Here is a 14,295-nt window from a genome sequence, read left to right as displayed (position 1 = left end):
CCCCCCGCAATGCTTTCGATCAATCGTCCGAGGCGACGGTCCAGAGGCCGTTCGGCTCTTCGGTGGTGCCGGTGCCGATAGTGGCACGGGGCATCATGGCGTCGACATGTCCGTCGACGAAAAGATAATTCCAGGAGTTCCCGTGCGAAGTTGCCGGAACAAATGGAGTCCGGCTGCCGGAAAGTCCCTCCTGCTGGTGACTTGGAGAGGCGGCGCTGCTGTACGAGGCCTGATCGACGAAGGCGTTTTCGGCAGGCTGCATCGGATGCTCCACGATATGAATCACCTGGGAGGCGTTCGGAATGTTTCCGATCTTCTTTACAATAATCCGGTCACTGGTCCAGTCAGACAGAAATCCGCCGGTGCTGTTGCGGTTGTCCCGGTTATTATAAGAGTAGGATCTCGCATAAACTCCAGCTCTGTTCGCCATGCTGCGCGGATTCGATGGGCAGTGGAACACCATCGCGCTTTTGGTCTTGCTGGTGTCGTAGGCGTTGGGAGCATTCATGTAACCTTCGAAGATCAGCTGGCTCCAGGGACGTCCGTTCGGTTTGCCGTACCAGGGCAGAATGAAGTCGTTGTTGTCGGCGCTGTACATCTGCGCATAGGTCCCGATCTGTTTCATATTTGCGGAACAGCTGGTTCTGCGGGCCGATTCCCGCGCTTTGTTCAGGGCTGGCAGCAGCATGCCCGCGAGGATTGCAATGATCGCAATTACGACCAGCAGCTCGATCAACGTGAAATTTCGACGACTCTTTCCCGACCGTTTCATGTTACCGTTCTCCTTTGATGAGTTCAGGTTTGACGAAAATCTCGTTCACGGCTCCGCTGCTTTCGCCGTTGATGCGGCGCAAAAGCTGATCGACCGCCATCTGACCGATCTGGCTGATCTTGATGTCGATCGTCGCGGGGCGCGGGGATAGATATTGCAAAGCGACTTCATCGGCGTTGCAGCCGATCATGTCGAGATTCCGGGCGGGATAACCGGCGGCGAGCAGTTCGATCTGAATGCCGAGCATGTCGTGGTCAACACAGAAAAACGCCCCGGTGATGTCGTCGCAGTTTCGGAGGAAATCCACAGCGAGTTTCCGGTAGTTTTTCTGTACTTCGCGTTCAGGATGTTCCAGCTTGAATACGACCGGTTCCAGACCGAGGGAGCGTGCCCGTTCGCAGAATCCGTTCTCCCTGGCGCCGAACGCGGAGTGAGTGGGATCGGTGTTGAAAAATGCCACTTTCCTGTGGCCGGGCGAAGCGAGATATTCGGCCGCGATCGGACCGACTGCCGAGTTGTCGTAGAAGATGTGGTCGAACCGGTGCTCCTCGTCCGCGTGGTCGCGGAAACACCAGACCGTCGGCAGATCGGGCAGCGACTTGCGGAATCCCGCCGCCGCTTCCGGCGTGGGCGGCTTTGAGAAGAAGATCACTCCGTCGCACCGGCGTGATGAAACACACTCCGGCAGCCGTCCGTCTTTGTCGAGGTTGCCGAGGAACAGCGAGAGCTGACGCCGCAGCAGCGTCGACTGCACACTGCCGATCAGAATCGGCAGCACCGGCAGTCTCCACAGCTGTTCCAGCGAGAAATCGCAGAGCGAGACCAGCGCGATCACCCCAGTCCGGATCCCGATCCGGGTTGCCGCTTTCGGGCCCGGACGCACGATTCGGGGGCGATAGTTGGTTTTTGCCACGACTTTTTCGATCTTCGCGGCGATCTGCGGCGAAAGCGATTCCGGCTTGTTGAAAAAGCGCGAAACCGTACTGATGCTCACATTGGCGGTTCTGGCGATTTTTTTGATATCACAATACGTTGATTATAAGTGTATTTTATTTTTCTACAGAGATCCGGATCATGTTCCAGCTGGCGGCCGGGAGTATGGCTCTGAGGGTATTTTTTTCAAGCGTTGCACCATCGAGTTTCACGGGTCGGACTTTCTCTTCCGCCGCGGAGTTGACCGCCTTGAGGTCGGGATGGCTGATCGACTCATGTTCGAGGACGGAAACCGGATCGAAATCCTCGAGCCTGAGTTCGAGTTCCATCGCTTCGGAGAGATTCCGGTTGACCGCGAAGAGCACGACTTCATTGCGATCGGCATTGTGGACGCAGGTGCAGTACAGATAAGGAATCCCACGGCATGCGACCGCGGGAGAATCCGTATCAAGGCGATACTCCGCATCATAGCAGGGGGAGTCGACCACGACGCGCAGCGCGGTGCCGCGTCCGTAACGGGAGGTCAGAGCGAAGGGGTGGAACGTGGTCTGCCGCCACGCTTTGCCGTTTTTTTCCGTCATGATCGGGGCGATCACGTTGACGCTCTGGGCGAGGCAGGCGATCTTGACCCGGTCGGCGTGATTGATCAACGTCATCAGGAGCATTCCGACGAGCAGCGCGTCCTCCATCGTGTAGACGTCTTCGAGCAGCGGGCGGGCGACGCTCCACTCGGGGGAGTCGATCTCTTTCCCGTTCGAGTGGAACCAGACGTTCCATTCGTCGAAGGAGAGCATGATCCGCTTCTGCGACTTTTTGCGGGTGCGGACGAAATCACAGCAGGCGACGAGCCGGTCGATGTAGTCGGACATCGCCTCGGCCTGCGCGAGATAGCCCGGCGTCGTATCGCAGCGGTTGCTGAAATAGTGATGGATCGAGAGGTAGTCGACGAGATCGTAAGTGTGTTCGAGCACCGAGCTCTCCCACTCTCCGAGCGTCGGCATACCGGCGTGGGAGGAGCCGCAGACGACCAGTTCGATTGAGGGGTCGGTCCACTTCATCATCTTGGCGGCTTCGAGCGCGGTGCGGCCGTAGTCGTCGGCGTTGCGGTGGCCGGTCTGCCACGGGCCGTCCATCTCGTTGCCGAGACACCAGACTTTGACGCCGTAGGGTTGTTCGGCGCCGTTCCGGCGGCGCTGGTCGGAGAGGGCGGTTCCGCCTGGGAAGTTGCAGTATTCGACGAGCTGCTGCGCCTCGGCCGCGCCGCGGGTGCCGAGGTTCACGGCCATCATCGGGGCGGTGTTGGCTTTGCGGCACCATTTCATGAATTCGTCGGTTCCGAAGAGGTTCGGTTCGAGCGCTTTCCACGCGAGGTCGAGCCGGGCGGGGCGCTGTTCGCGCGGGCCGACGCCGTCCTCCCAGTTGTACCCCGAGACGAAGTTGCCGCCGGGGTAGCGCGTGAGCGGCATATCGAGTTCGCGGATGAGCTCAATCACATCCCGGCGGAAGCCGTCCTCGTCGGCCGACGGGTGTTCCGGCTGGTAGATTCCTTCGTAGACGGCACGGCCGAGGTGTTCAATGAAACCGCTGTAAATGCGGTTGTCGATCTTGTCCACGAGGTAGTTGCGATTCACGATGACACGGCTTTTCATAAAGATGCTCCTCCCCGAAGTTGTAGAATGGAGAATTCTGAGGCAGGAATAAAAATAGCACGTTCGTGTGTTTTTGCAAATCCTTCTGCCGGATTTATGCTCCATGATCTGCTGTGAAAATCGCGGAACTGCTGTTTGTTGAGCCCCGCCATGGCGCTTATGGTTCGGTTTTCAACTTGATCCGCCCGAACTGAGCGGCCCAGCTTTCCTGAACTCTGCCGATTTTGAAGCTGATTTTCAGGTATGACGTTCCTTTTTTCAATCCGGAGGCCGGGGAGAGAAGCCACTCGTTGAATTCCGAGGGCGCCCCGGCGGCGGCTTTCAGCTTGACCGGCGTGTAGGTTTTTCCGTCGGAAGACTCTTCGACCGAGAAATGGTTGACCGGATTCTGATCGGCCGACTTCTTCCAGAGATAGACTTTCAGCTCGAAATCCGTATATCGCTGTCCGTCGCCGGAACTCAGAATGCCCGCCGGATAGACGCCCGGCTCCTTCACGCTGTTCTCGTCGACCTTGAGCCGGGCGCTCTCCCCGTTGAAGTAGTGCCGGTTCGAGGGATCGAATACGACGAATTCGGATTGGGTCCCCGGCAGAAACAGATCGGTCAGCGCCCGGCTCTTCGCGCTCCCGAGGATCGAGCGCGGAGTCGGGATCGTGAACGGCGTACCCTTTCCGTCGTGCAGATCGAAGAGCTTCGCATTCGCCGCTTTCACCGCGGTGAGCATCTCCTCGTAGGGCTGGTCGCACTGGTTGACGAGCCCGAAGTTGAACGCCTCCCCGTCCGGAAGCCCGCGACGCGTGACCGGCTGATCCCAGTAGATGAAGTAGCCGAACCCGATGCAGAGCGGATTGACCGCCGCCCCCTCCGTGAAAAGTCGGAAGCCGGTGCCGCGGTCCGCCTGGGAGCGAACCGTGTTGTTTCCGGAGTAGCCGGGGTATCCGCGCCCCTCCGTCACGAACGAGTACTCCAGCACGGTGAACGGCGTATCGGCCCGCATCAGACGGTCCATGTCACGGTCGACCCATCCGAGCGAGAGCCCGTAGATGTTGAACCCGAGGAAATCGACGTATTTCGCCGCCCCCTCGTACCAGTCGACCGATTGTTTCGGGCAGTGGGCCGCTCCCATGAACATGTGATACGGATCATGCTTGCGGAAGAGTTCGCGCAGAATCCGGTGATACCGCTGCGAGGAGAGGTTGATGAACTCGCGGACTTCCGCGACAGGTACTCCGGCAGACTCCAGTTTCGCCGCCAGCAGTCCGGCGCGATTTTCTCCCGGCCGGTCGAACAGTTCCGCAACCCCGGCGAAATCCCCGCCCCGCTTCTGTGCGAGGAAGTCGAGGAACGCGCCTTTGGCGAAGCAGTCTGCCGGTTCCTGAAGCAGCAGAGCGACGAGCTCTTCCGACCAGCCGTTTTCATTCTCCATCGAGTAGGCGATCAGCATCGGGTCGCCGCGGCGGCGGTCGCAGACGGCTTTGACCGCCGGTTCGATTTTTGCGGCGAAGTCGGGATCATACATGTCGATCGCCCGGTATTTTTCCCCGATCCGTCTGACCGGGCCGGCGTGGGAATCCTCGATGAACGGCAGCCCGATGCTCTCTCCCCAACCCCATTTCGCGGTGGAGTTGAAGCCCCAGGCGAGAAAGCGGCGGCGGGCGATGTCACGGAATTTCCGGTCGAAGTCCGGGCCGTATTTGCGTTTCAGATTTCCCGCGAGAAAGTTGACTTTCCCCTGCGTATGGTAAGCCTCCTGAAAGCGGGCGCGTTCGGGCAGTTCGAGGAACTCTTTCCGCGGCCGGGAATCGACGTTCAGGAGCGGCGTGTTGTATCCGGTCTCGCGCCACGAAACCGCGTCGACGCCCTGCAGAAAAAAGCGGTTGCCCTCCGGCGTGATGAACCACCACCGTCCATCGATCTTCTCCACCCGGAAGTAGCCGGTCGCCTTGCGGGGAGTCCCTTCGAGTCTGCCGCCGAATCGATCGTAACGGGTTGTGTCCGGAGCGAGGTTTTTGAGAATCTTCCACTCGCGTTCGGCGTCGGCGCGGAGCTGGTCGTCGGAGGTGACTTTGCCGGGCCACTCCTCGCCCGTGAACTGACCGTAACGGTCGATGGTTTTGAGATTTTCGACGGGGGCGGCTGCGCAGAGAGAGCCGATAAACAGGGCCGCCAGTGCCCCTGAGAGTTGAGCAGTCATGATGAAACCTTTCGTTTATTGTCGGAATATCTCAATACTTGTACGGAGTGATGCCGCTGCTGTAGGTGAATTTCACCTTGTTCGGACTTGCATGGAGCTCTTCCCGGTTCATGGTTCCGGCATGTCCGTCCGCGAACCCGAGATTGGCCCGTTCGCTGTGGATCAGATGCACTCCGCCGTATTCGATCTGGTCACTCCACTTCACCTGATAAGCGGGATAGCCGTATTTGTTCTCCGGCCCGTAGACCGAATCGCAATGAATGATGAGGCTCGACGCATTTTTCATTCGGTTGAGCAAATAGACCGCGCTGCCGCCAGAGGCGTTCCGGAAGAAGTCGCCGAAGTTCTCCTGCAGCTCCTGCACCCGGGTCTTGTCTGCGCTGGTGTTGGTTTCGCGGCAGGCGTCGAACATGCCGTAGACTCCGAAATATTGATTGTACTCTTTCGGCACGTTGGGATTGGCCGGACAGTGCATCATCTCGTAGGGAAGGTAGGTCTTGTAGATCACCTGCGACCAGGTGGTCCACCCCTGACCCTCGAATTCCATCGGACTCCAGCACTTGAGAATCATATCGCGGTTGTTGTCTGCGTAGAGCATCTGGGCACGCATGAGTTGCCCGAGATTGCTGATGCAATTGGCTGATTTTGCCCGGGCGCGCGCCTGATTCAGCGCGGGCAGCAGCATCGAGGCGAGAATCGCGATGATCGCAATCACAACGAGGAGTTCTATAAGAGTGAAACAGTGCGGTTCGCTTTGATGGTGTCGAGAGGAACATGAGATACTCATGACAAAACCCTTTCTTCTGCTGAGTTGTGTATTTCAGTTTCATGGCGCGGGGTGATGCTGTCGCGCAGAATCAACCGGTTCGGCAGCCGGGTGATGCGTTGCGGGGTCTCGCCGCGGATCTGTTTTTCCAGCATTTGAACGGCGGTTTCGCCGAGTTCTTCGGCGGGCTGGCGGACGCTTGAAAGTTTCGGGGTCACGAGCGTGCAGAGTTCGTCGTCATTGAAGCCGAGCAGCGAAAAATCCTCCGGCGCCCGGCGACGGCCGTCCCGGATCGCCGCAAGCGCCCCGGGCGCGAGTTCATCCCAGAGCAGCACGACGGCGGTCGGCGGTTCCGGACAGTTCATCAGCCGGTTCATGGCCGGATATCCGTAGAGCTCCAGTCCGATGTCCCGCGGCCGCGAATCGGCGAGAGCCGCGCCGAGATCCGTGACGTATTCCGGCCGGAATTCGATCCCGTGATCTTCCAGCGCCTGCCGATAGCCGAGATAACGGTCGCTGATCGAACTGGAACGTTCGACATACTCCCATTTGCTGAGAATGAAACCGATTCTACGGTGACCGGATTCGATCAGGTAACTGACCGCCTCGTACGCGGAACGCCGATTGTCGGTCGTCACCAGAGGAGCCGTCACTCCGGGCGGGATGTTGTCGATGCAGACCAGCGGAATCTCCTCCGCGATCCGGTTGATGAGTTCCGTATTCGGGCGTCGCAGATAGGGAATCAGTACGATCCCGTCCACGCCGGTATTCCGGGCGCGGCGCAGCGCTTCCCCCTCGCGTTCGGAGTCGTTGCGCGTGTTGCAGGTCACGAGCGAGTATCCTGCCCGGCGCGCGGCACTCTCGACTCCGAGCAGGATCCGGTGACCAATGGAGTCTTCCAGATTCGAACAGATGAACACCAGCTGCCGGGTTTCGGCGGTTCGCCGCCTGCCGTGCGTAATCGCAACAAATGTGCCGCGCCCCCGCTCCGAAGTGATGACTCCTTCATGTTTCAGTGCGTCAAGCGCTTTGAGCACTGTCTGGCGCGCGACTCCGAACCTTTCCGCGAGACCCTGTTCCGTCGGGAGTTTTTCCCCGGCGGCGAATTCTCCCGAAGCGATCACTCGCGTCAGTTCGGCGTAAATTTCCCGGTATTTCGGTAACGTGGACATCTTTCCCCGCTGTTGATGGTTTTCTGTTGGTTTCCACTCATATTATGAAAAAGAAAACGCTTTGTTACAACTTTTCCAGCGGGAAAAAAGAAAAAAAACGGTAAAATGCCTGATGTTGTACGTACAACATGGGCATTTCACCGTTTCCCGCCGATGTTTCACGAGGGCGGAGCGTGTCCGGTTATTTCAGTTTCACGAGGCCGAACTGGGCCGGATTCTTGGTGACGCCGATGCCGTCGGCCCAGTGCAGATAACCACGCCGCCCCCGACCGTCGTTGTCATTGACCAGGAACGAGAGCGCCACGCGGTCGCCTCTCCGGAAGTCGGCGAGCCCGAGAAACTCCGCAGGAACAGTCAGCTCATAGACGATTTTCCCTTCCCGAACCGAGATTTTCGGAGGCGGCAGTTTCCGCCCCGCCGTCTCCGGATTCGCAAATCGCCGCGGATAAATTTCCGCTCCTTCTGCCGTGAGGGCAGCGTCGACTTCGAACCACGCGTGCGGATCACTGCCCGTCGCACGGGATTGAAAAGCCGCCTGAATGCTGTCACAGCTCCACGCATCTTCAATCCGCTGATCGCAGAAGAAGGTCCGATCGGTCACGGTCGCCGTCAGATAGAGATTGCGCGCATCGTACCGGACGGAGAACTCCGCCGCAAATTCGGGGCAGCGCGTCCCCGCGTTGTTCACTTCCCGGTAAAGAGTCACCGGAGTGGCGGGGCCGTCCGTCCCGACGGGAAGCGCGTCGACGAACTGTTCCGGTTCCGGCAGCGCGGGCGGTGCGGCGATTGTCCGCGGAAAATCGCGCCGTTCCAGCTCCTTGACGGAAACTTGCGAAAGGTCGCCGCAGATCAGAACCGGCAGATCGCGGACCGTGACGCTCAGACGGTTTTCCCATTGCGGCTGGCCTTTGCGCAGCCAGTCGCGGTAACCCCACTGCCGCGTGACGGGGCGGCGTCCGGCGTGGCGGACGGTCACCGCGTCGGGACGTTCCGCCGTTGTTTCGAACACAACTTTGATGTCGTCCTCCGCGTGTGTGTGAAAGAGTGCGAACACATCTTCGCCGTCGAGCTCATACTGCAGCAGCCAGACCCGGCTGTCGGAGAGCGGGAGTCGCCGGACGAACCGTCCGCGCCGGATCAGCGGCGACAGATCGGCGAGGACGTAGGCCGCCTCCTTGAGCGTGGTATCCGGACGGATCAGCCCGAAGTTCGATTCGGTCGACTCCGGTTTGATGTTGTCGTCCTGAAAATCGTACCACCAGAATCCCTTGAGAAAATCAAACATCCGGCAGACCAGCAGAATCTGGGCCAGCTGCGCGGCCTGCTGCGACTCGGTCCGCCCGAGGCGCGGAGCGGTGCTGGTCGGAATGCCCATCTCCGTGATGAAGAGCGGAAAATCCTTTCCCCCATTCGCGGCGCGGATCATGTCGCGGAGTTTTTCCAGCCGCGCGGCGAAGGCGTCCACCGTGTCGCGTCCGGGGCCGTCGGCGAAGTTGTAGGTGTGCATGGCCAGCGCATCGACATATTCGAGTACGCCGTTTTTGAGGTAGTAGTCGAGGCACTGGTCGCCGGAGGAGATCGAGTTCGCGACGATTTTCGCCTCGGGCGCCGCCGCCCGGATGCGCGGAGAAACCTGCTTGAGGAGTTTCACATACGCTTCGCTCGTGCCGGTGTCGCGGTACTGTGCGGCCATCGATGTCGACCCCTCCCACTCGTTCCAGACCTGGAAATACTTCGCGCGTCCGGCAAAGTGGCGCGCGGTGTGTTCGGCGAAGCGGCAGTAGGCCTCGGCCGTTTCGGGTTTGACCGGGTAGTTGCCGTTGTCGTAGTGGCGGTTGCCGTAGGCGAGGATGAAGATCATGGACAGTCCGTTCCGGGCGGCCCGGGTATAGGCCTCCTCCACGAAATTCCCGTACGTGTACCTGCCTTTTTCCCATTCGACAAAGTGCCAGTAGCGCTCGTCGCGCCCCGCGTTCAGCCCGAGCTGGAAAGCGAGATCGAGGTTGGCCTTGAGGTCTCCCGTGCCGCTGCCGAAGTGGAAACACGCGCCGAGCAGGAACTCCTCCGGTTCCGTTCCGGCGAAGAGGGTGCAGAGCGTCAGCCCCGCGAACAGTGTGAGGATCGTTTTTTTCATGTCGGGAACTTTTCAGGGTTGTTTTACTTGAGGCAGTTCACGCGGGAACGGAATGCTTTCGACACCGGCCGGGAGCACCTTCGAGAGATCCCCCTGAACCAGCAGCGGCATGCCGCGCAGTGTGAAGGCCAGTTCATTGGTTTTGCGGGGTTGTTTCCGCAGCCAGTCGCGGCGTCCCCACTGCATGGTTACGGCCGGACGGCCCGCGTGGCGGACGGAGACCGGCGCAGGGGAGGGGGCGGTGTTCCGGAATACGATTTCCGTGTTCCGGTCCGGGTAGTAGTTCCACATCGCGTAGACGTCGTCGCCGTGCAGCCGGTAGTGGAGAATCCACACCTTCGGGTCTCCCACGTCGATCCGCCGCAAGAACTTGCCGTTGCGCACGAGATCGGAGAGGTCGGCAAACACATAGTAGACCGGTTTCGGCGTCGTATCGGCGCGGATCAGGCCGAAATTCGCCTCGTGACTTTCCGGCAGAGAGTTGTCGTTCTGGAAATCGTACCAGAGCAGCCCTTTCACGAACGGGAAAGTCCGGATCGAACAGAGAAGCTGGGCGGCGTAAATGGCCTGGGTCGCTTCCGTGTATCCCTTCTCGTTCATCGAGGCCGGCCAGCCGATCTCCGTGATGTAGACGGGGAACGATTTCCCATGGTTGTATTTGCGGATCGTCTGATCCATTCTCCCCATGAGTTCGTACCAGAATTCTACCGTGTCTTTCCCCGGGCCGCGCCAGCTGACATAAGGGTGCAGCGAAAGTGCGTCGACGTACTGCAATGCCCCGGCCTTGAGCAGGTTTTCGAGTTTGTAGTTCATCGTCGCGCTCGTGGACATGATCTTCGCTTCGGGATCGACGGCACGGATCCGCGGAGCGGCGGCGGCGAGAAGTTTCACATATTCGCGATGGCTTTCGAGCGTGTCGGTGCCGGGGTGGGCGTCCCATTCGTTCCACACCTGATGGAAGGTTGCAACTCCCCTGAGTTCGCCTGCGACGAATTCGGCGTAGCGGCAGAATGCTTCGATCGCTTCAGGCGTTTTCGGCGTTCGTCCGCCGTCGCAGTAACCGCTGTGGCCGTAGCAGAGGATGTTGATGAAACATCCGCCCCGGTCGTGCAGCCGGGCGGCCATCCGTTCGATCAGGCCGTTCTTGAAGTAGCGGAGCTCCCCTTTCTTCCATTCGACGAACTGCCATGCGCGTTCATCGCGTCCGGCGTTGAGTCCGGCCTGCTCGAAGAGCGCGAGATTGGCGTCCACATCTCCCGTCGCGCTGCTGCCGAAGTGGAAGCAGGCGCCGAGGTAAAACTGATCTTCCCGCAGTTCGTTTTTTTCCGTACCGCCGGCGATCCCCGGCAGCAGCAATGCCGCCGCCGCCGCGATGAAGAATGCTGTGACTCGTCTCATTTGTACCACGCATATCCGGAGTCCACCGTCACGCCGTCCATCGGGATCGCAAGCTGTCCGAGTCCGGGTGCGTCCAGCGAGCTCACGTGGCCGTCCGCAAAGGCGACGTTGGCTCGACTTCCGTGCAGCCGGTAGACCGCCGGATTTCCGGCCCAGTCGAGTTTCTTATTCGTAACGAAACTGTATCCTAGACCCTGATTGGTGCCGGTCACGAGGACACTGTCGAAAATCAAACCGATGCTCGACGGCTTTTTCATGCGCCCGGTGAGAAAGTATTCATACTTGCTGCCGGTGCTGCCCCATTGGCCGAGAATGAAATTGCCGATTTCCGCCTTTCTGGCGTTGTATGCGGTCATGTCGCCGTCGCCGGTGAGATGGAGCATTCCGTACATTCCGGTGGCGGAGTTGTAGGTGGAAACCTGTCTCGGCATGCCGGGGCAGGTGATCGTCTTGTACGGAAGCTCGTAGAAGGCGCCTGGCCTGGCTCCCCAGTTGTTGCGCACGAGGAACATGCTCCAGGTATAATTGTCGTAGTTGTTCCAGAAGGGGATGATACCTTTGGCGTCGTCTGCGTAGAACAGCAATCCCTGAATGACCGACCGCTGATTGGCCTGGCAGTTTGCGGCGAATGCCCGCTGCCGTGCCTGGTTCAGCGCAGGCAGCAGCATGGAGGCAAGAATCGCGATGATCGCAATTACGACAAGCAATTCTATCAATGTGAATGCGGAACTTTTTCTCATGGCTGTTTCCTCCTTGATGGTTTGGGATGAAAAACAATTGCGATGAATTGCTGCGGTTTTTGTGGATTGCACGAAACGGGGCAGCCCCGCGGTCGAACTGTTGCCGGGTGCAGGATTCATGGAGTGCTTCTCCCCGGGTGTGTTCCGGTTTCGGAATCGCTCGCCATGCGGAAGGAGTCGCGTTCGACGAGTTTCCCCGGCAGCAGCGTCGAACTTGCACCGATTGTGTCTGGGGAACACAGAGCATTTTGAAGCAGCCGGAAAGCGGTTCGGGCGATCTCATGGGCGGGATACTGGATGGAACTCAGACGCGGCTGAAGCGATTCGCAGATCCGCACCTCGTTGTCGAATCCGATGACGGCGAGATCGGTTCCGGGGCGAAGGCCGCGTTTTGCCAGCGCCCGGTAGACTCCGATCGCCTGCCAGTCGTTCGCCACGAGCAGAGCGTCCGGAATTTCCGTTCCGTCAAACAACTGCGCGATCAACGGGGTCATGTCCGGCGGAACCTGTTCGGCCTGCTTGAGCGGGACCTGCGCGGTTTGCGGCATGACTGCGGCGAGTTCCGGCAAACCGAATTCGTGTACTGCCTCCTGATAAGCGGCGTAGCGTCGGGCGAAGTCGAGTTGACCGGGTTCCCGGTTCACGAATGCGATGCGCCTGCGTCCGGCCCGGTGAAGTTCGTTCACGGCATTGAGAATCGACTGCCGGTTGTCCACGTTCACCGAAGGAATTCCCAGCGTGCTGAAGTTGTTGCCGATTCCGACCACCGGCATCGAATCGGCGATCCAGCGCCCCTGCATGGTGGAGAGCTCGCCGAAGACGATCATCCCTTCCACCTTGCGATCGATCAGCATCTGCGGCAGCGTCGAATCTCCGGAGAGTTCCGACACCATCAGGTGAAATCCCTGCCGGGTCATCTCCCATTGAAGTGTGTCGACCAGGTCGATCACCAGCGGCACATGCAGCATCGAGCTGCCCATTCCGGCCAGAACAAGCCCGACGTTGCCGGACCAGAGACCGTTGCGCCCCTCGGCTTCTTTTTTACGCATGGAGCGCGCCGCCGAATCAGGCTGATACCCCAGTTCCAGAATCGCGGTCTGCACCGCATGGCAGGCCGATTCGGACACCTTCGGATTTCCGTTCAAAACCCGCGACGCCGTTCCGATCGAAACTCCCGCATGGCGGGCGACATCATTCAGAGAAACTTTGCTTTTCATAACTCCATTGCGTTCTGATAACGTTTCATTGAATCGTTTACACAGCATTAATTATGGTTCAGAATTTTTCGAATGTCAAGAGGCGGTGCGTTTTTTTTCAAAAAAAATGAATGAGGAAAGAGTTCTGGACGTTCCGAAAGTACACATCGGGGTGTTTGAATAATTTTTAAGAATTTATTCAAAATAATATTCGTTTTCTTTGCATAAACCATTGCTTTCACCGCTGGAATTGAGTATAATTATAGAGGAAGACGGAATTCCCGGAAAGGAGAAATCATGGCGAAAAACGTGACGACGACCAGCATAGCCAAGCGGGCGGGCGTGTCGCAGAGCACGGTTTCCCGCGTCATCAACAACTATCGCGGCATCAATCGCGTCAAGCGGGAATCGGTGCTGGCGGCGATGCGGGAACTCGGGTATTACGCAAACCGGAACGTCAGGCGACGGGTCGGAATCGTGATCTGCCCTCTGCCGGAACAGAAAAACATGATGGCGCTGGAGTTCTTCGGCAACCAGATCGCCGCACAGGAGGCGTGGCTGGAGGAGGCCGAGGCGGAGAGTATGGTAATCAACCTCTCAGCCGGGGCCGCCTCGCTTGGATTGGCGCCGTCGAAACTCCAGGAGCTTTCGGGGGTGATTCTTTTGAACGCGCCGTCGATGGAACTGCTCGATTCGCTCCGGGAGGCGAAAATTCCCTTTGTCATCAATACGGGAGCGGGGATCCCCGGCGGCATCATCTGCAACACGGTCGGTCCGGATGAGGCGGAGACCTGCCGGATCGGATGCGAATATCTTCTGAAGCATCGGCCGCGGTTCGGGGTGATGTTTTCCGAACACAATGCGTATCGGATCGAAGGGTATCAGCAGGAGCTGCGGAAACGGGGACTTCCGCCGATTCCGGAGGAGGATGTTCACATTGTTTCAACCACGGACATCACAAATTTCATCGACGCGACGCATCAGCTGATCCGTTCGGGCAGAAGGCCGCCTGCGCTGGTGGTTGATTTTTACGACGCGGCGGCGGCGGTTCGTTCGATTCTCGCGTTCAGCGGGATCCGGGTGCCGGAGGATGTTCTGTTGTTCACCTACTCTCACTCCCCTTCGCAGAATGAGATTCCGTCACTGTTTCAGGATCCGGCCGCTCTCGGTCGCAAGGCGGCGCGCCGCATGCTGGAGATCTTGAATGATCCCAAGGATCCCCCTCACCACATCCGGATTCCGATGATACTGGTCAATGCTTCAGAGAAAGGAGATGGTATGATAAATAGCTGACGTTCGCGGTTTCTGCTTGCGGCGTGTAATTTATGGCGATTAACTTAC

At 59.0% G+C, this 14,295-nt stretch carries 11 protein-coding genes; 1 reads left to right on the top strand and 10 read right to left on the bottom strand.

Translation table 11 applies throughout. The features are described from left to right. Window positions 1–19: 19 nt before the first annotated feature. The 10 genes from Q0K10_RS08075 to Q0K10_RS08030 all read right to left on the bottom strand — a co-directional run bounded on the left by Q0K10_RS08075 (window position 20) and on the right by Q0K10_RS08030 (window position 12,975). The gene (locus Q0K10_RS08075) at window positions 20–772 is read right to left on the bottom strand and encodes a DUF1559 domain-containing protein (protein ID WP_294505616.1); all 753 of its coding nucleotides are present in this window, start codon (window positions 770–772) and stop codon (window positions 20–22) included. 1 nt (window position 773) lies between these two features. After that, window positions 774–1,784, bottom strand: a complete 1,011-nt coding sequence (locus tag Q0K10_RS08070) for a LacI family DNA-binding transcriptional regulator (protein ID WP_294505705.1) — start codon at window positions 1,782–1,784, stop codon at window positions 774–776. 37 nt (window positions 1,785–1,821) lie between these two features. Continuing rightward, entirely contained in the window at window positions 1,822–3,354 is a 1,533-nt protein-coding gene (locus Q0K10_RS08065) for an alpha-N-arabinofuranosidase (RefSeq protein ID WP_294505614.1), read from the bottom strand. 157 nt (window positions 3,355–3,511) lie between these two features. Continuing rightward, window positions 3,512–5,548, bottom strand: coding sequence for a hypothetical protein (locus Q0K10_RS08060; RefSeq protein WP_294505612.1), 2,037 nt, complete (start codon window positions 5,546–5,548; stop codon window positions 3,512–3,514). 31 nt (window positions 5,549–5,579) lie between these two features. Next, window positions 5,580–6,335 carry a type II secretion system protein gene (locus tag Q0K10_RS08055; protein ID WP_294505610.1) on the bottom strand — a complete coding sequence of 252 codons (756 nt, stop codon included), beginning with the start codon at window positions 6,333–6,335 and terminating at the stop codon, window positions 5,580–5,582. Further along, window positions 6,332–7,486, bottom strand: coding sequence for a GntR family transcriptional regulator (locus Q0K10_RS08050; protein WP_294505607.1), 1,155 nt, complete (start codon window positions 7,484–7,486; stop codon window positions 6,332–6,334). The genes Q0K10_RS08055 and Q0K10_RS08050 overlap by 4 nt, the downstream gene beginning before the upstream one ends. 181 nt (window positions 7,487–7,667) lie before the next feature. Further along, entirely contained in the window at window positions 7,668–9,620 is a 1,953-nt protein-coding gene (locus Q0K10_RS08045) for a sugar-binding protein (protein WP_294505605.1), read from the bottom strand. Between the two features lie 12 nt (window positions 9,621–9,632). Beyond that, window positions 9,633–11,018 (bottom strand): hypothetical protein, encoded by a 1,386-nt coding sequence (locus Q0K10_RS08040; protein ID WP_294505603.1) that lies wholly within the window; start codon window positions 11,016–11,018, stop codon window positions 9,633–9,635. Then, the gene (locus tag Q0K10_RS08035; protein ID WP_294505600.1) at window positions 11,015–11,758 is read right to left on the bottom strand and encodes a prepilin-type N-terminal cleavage/methylation domain-containing protein; all 744 of its coding nucleotides are present in this window, start codon (window positions 11,756–11,758) and stop codon (window positions 11,015–11,017) included. Before Q0K10_RS08035 ends, Q0K10_RS08040 begins: the two co-directional genes overlap by 4 nt. Window positions 11,759–11,874: 116 nt before the next feature. After that, window positions 11,875–12,975, bottom strand: coding sequence for a LacI family DNA-binding transcriptional regulator (locus Q0K10_RS08030; RefSeq protein ID WP_294505597.1), 1,101 nt, complete (start codon window positions 12,973–12,975; stop codon window positions 11,875–11,877). A gap of 276 nt (window positions 12,976–13,251) precedes the next feature. Between Q0K10_RS08030 and Q0K10_RS08025 the strand changes: the two genes are divergently transcribed. Beyond that, a complete protein-coding gene (locus tag Q0K10_RS08025) occupies window positions 13,252–14,247 on the top strand; it encodes a LacI family DNA-binding transcriptional regulator (protein WP_294505593.1) in 996 nt (331 codons plus the stop codon). Window positions 14,248–14,295: the final 48 nt, after the last annotated feature.

Source organism: uncultured Victivallis sp. (assembly GCF_944391105.1).
In the GTDB taxonomy this organism is placed as follows: domain Bacteria; phylum Verrucomicrobiota; class Lentisphaeria; order Victivallales; family Victivallaceae; genus Victivallis.
This window is presented reverse-complemented; position numbering and strand designations above follow the sequence as displayed.

Excerpts from the sequence above, each read along its gene's own strand:
- Q0K10_RS08060 (WP_294505612.1), bottom strand. The coding sequence starts at position 5,548 with ATGACTGCTCAACTCTCAGGGGCACTGGCGGCCCTGTTTATCGGCTCT.
- Q0K10_RS08035 (WP_294505600.1), bottom strand. The coding sequence starts at position 11,758 with ATGAGAAAAAGTTCCGCATTCACATTGATAGAATTGCTTGTCGTAATT.
- Q0K10_RS08075 (WP_294505616.1), bottom strand. The coding sequence starts at position 772 with ATGAAACGGTCGGGAAAGAGTCGTCGAAATTTCACGTTGATCGAGCTG.
- Q0K10_RS08040 (WP_294505603.1), bottom strand. The coding sequence starts at position 11,018 with ATGAGACGAGTCACAGCATTCTTCATCGCGGCGGCGGCGGCATTGCTG.
- Q0K10_RS08065 (WP_294505614.1), bottom strand. The coding sequence starts at position 3,354 with ATGAAAAGCCGTGTCATCGTGAATCGCAACTACCTCGTGGACAAGATC.
- Q0K10_RS08030 (WP_294505597.1), bottom strand. The coding sequence starts at position 12,975 with ATGAAAAGCAAAGTTTCTCTGAATGATGTCGCCCGCCATGCGGGAGTT.
- Q0K10_RS08025 (WP_294505593.1), top strand. The coding sequence starts at position 13,252 with ATGGCGAAAAACGTGACGACGACCAGCATAGCCAAGCGGGCGGGCGTG.
- Q0K10_RS08050 (WP_294505607.1), bottom strand. The coding sequence starts at position 7,486 with ATGTCCACGTTACCGAAATACCGGGAAATTTACGCCGAACTGACGCGA.
- Q0K10_RS08055 (WP_294505610.1), bottom strand. The coding sequence starts at position 6,335 with ATGAGTATCTCATGTTCCTCTCGACACCATCAAAGCGAACCGCACTGT.
- Q0K10_RS08045 (WP_294505605.1), bottom strand. The coding sequence starts at position 9,620 with ATGAAAAAAACGATCCTCACACTGTTCGCGGGGCTGACGCTCTGCACC.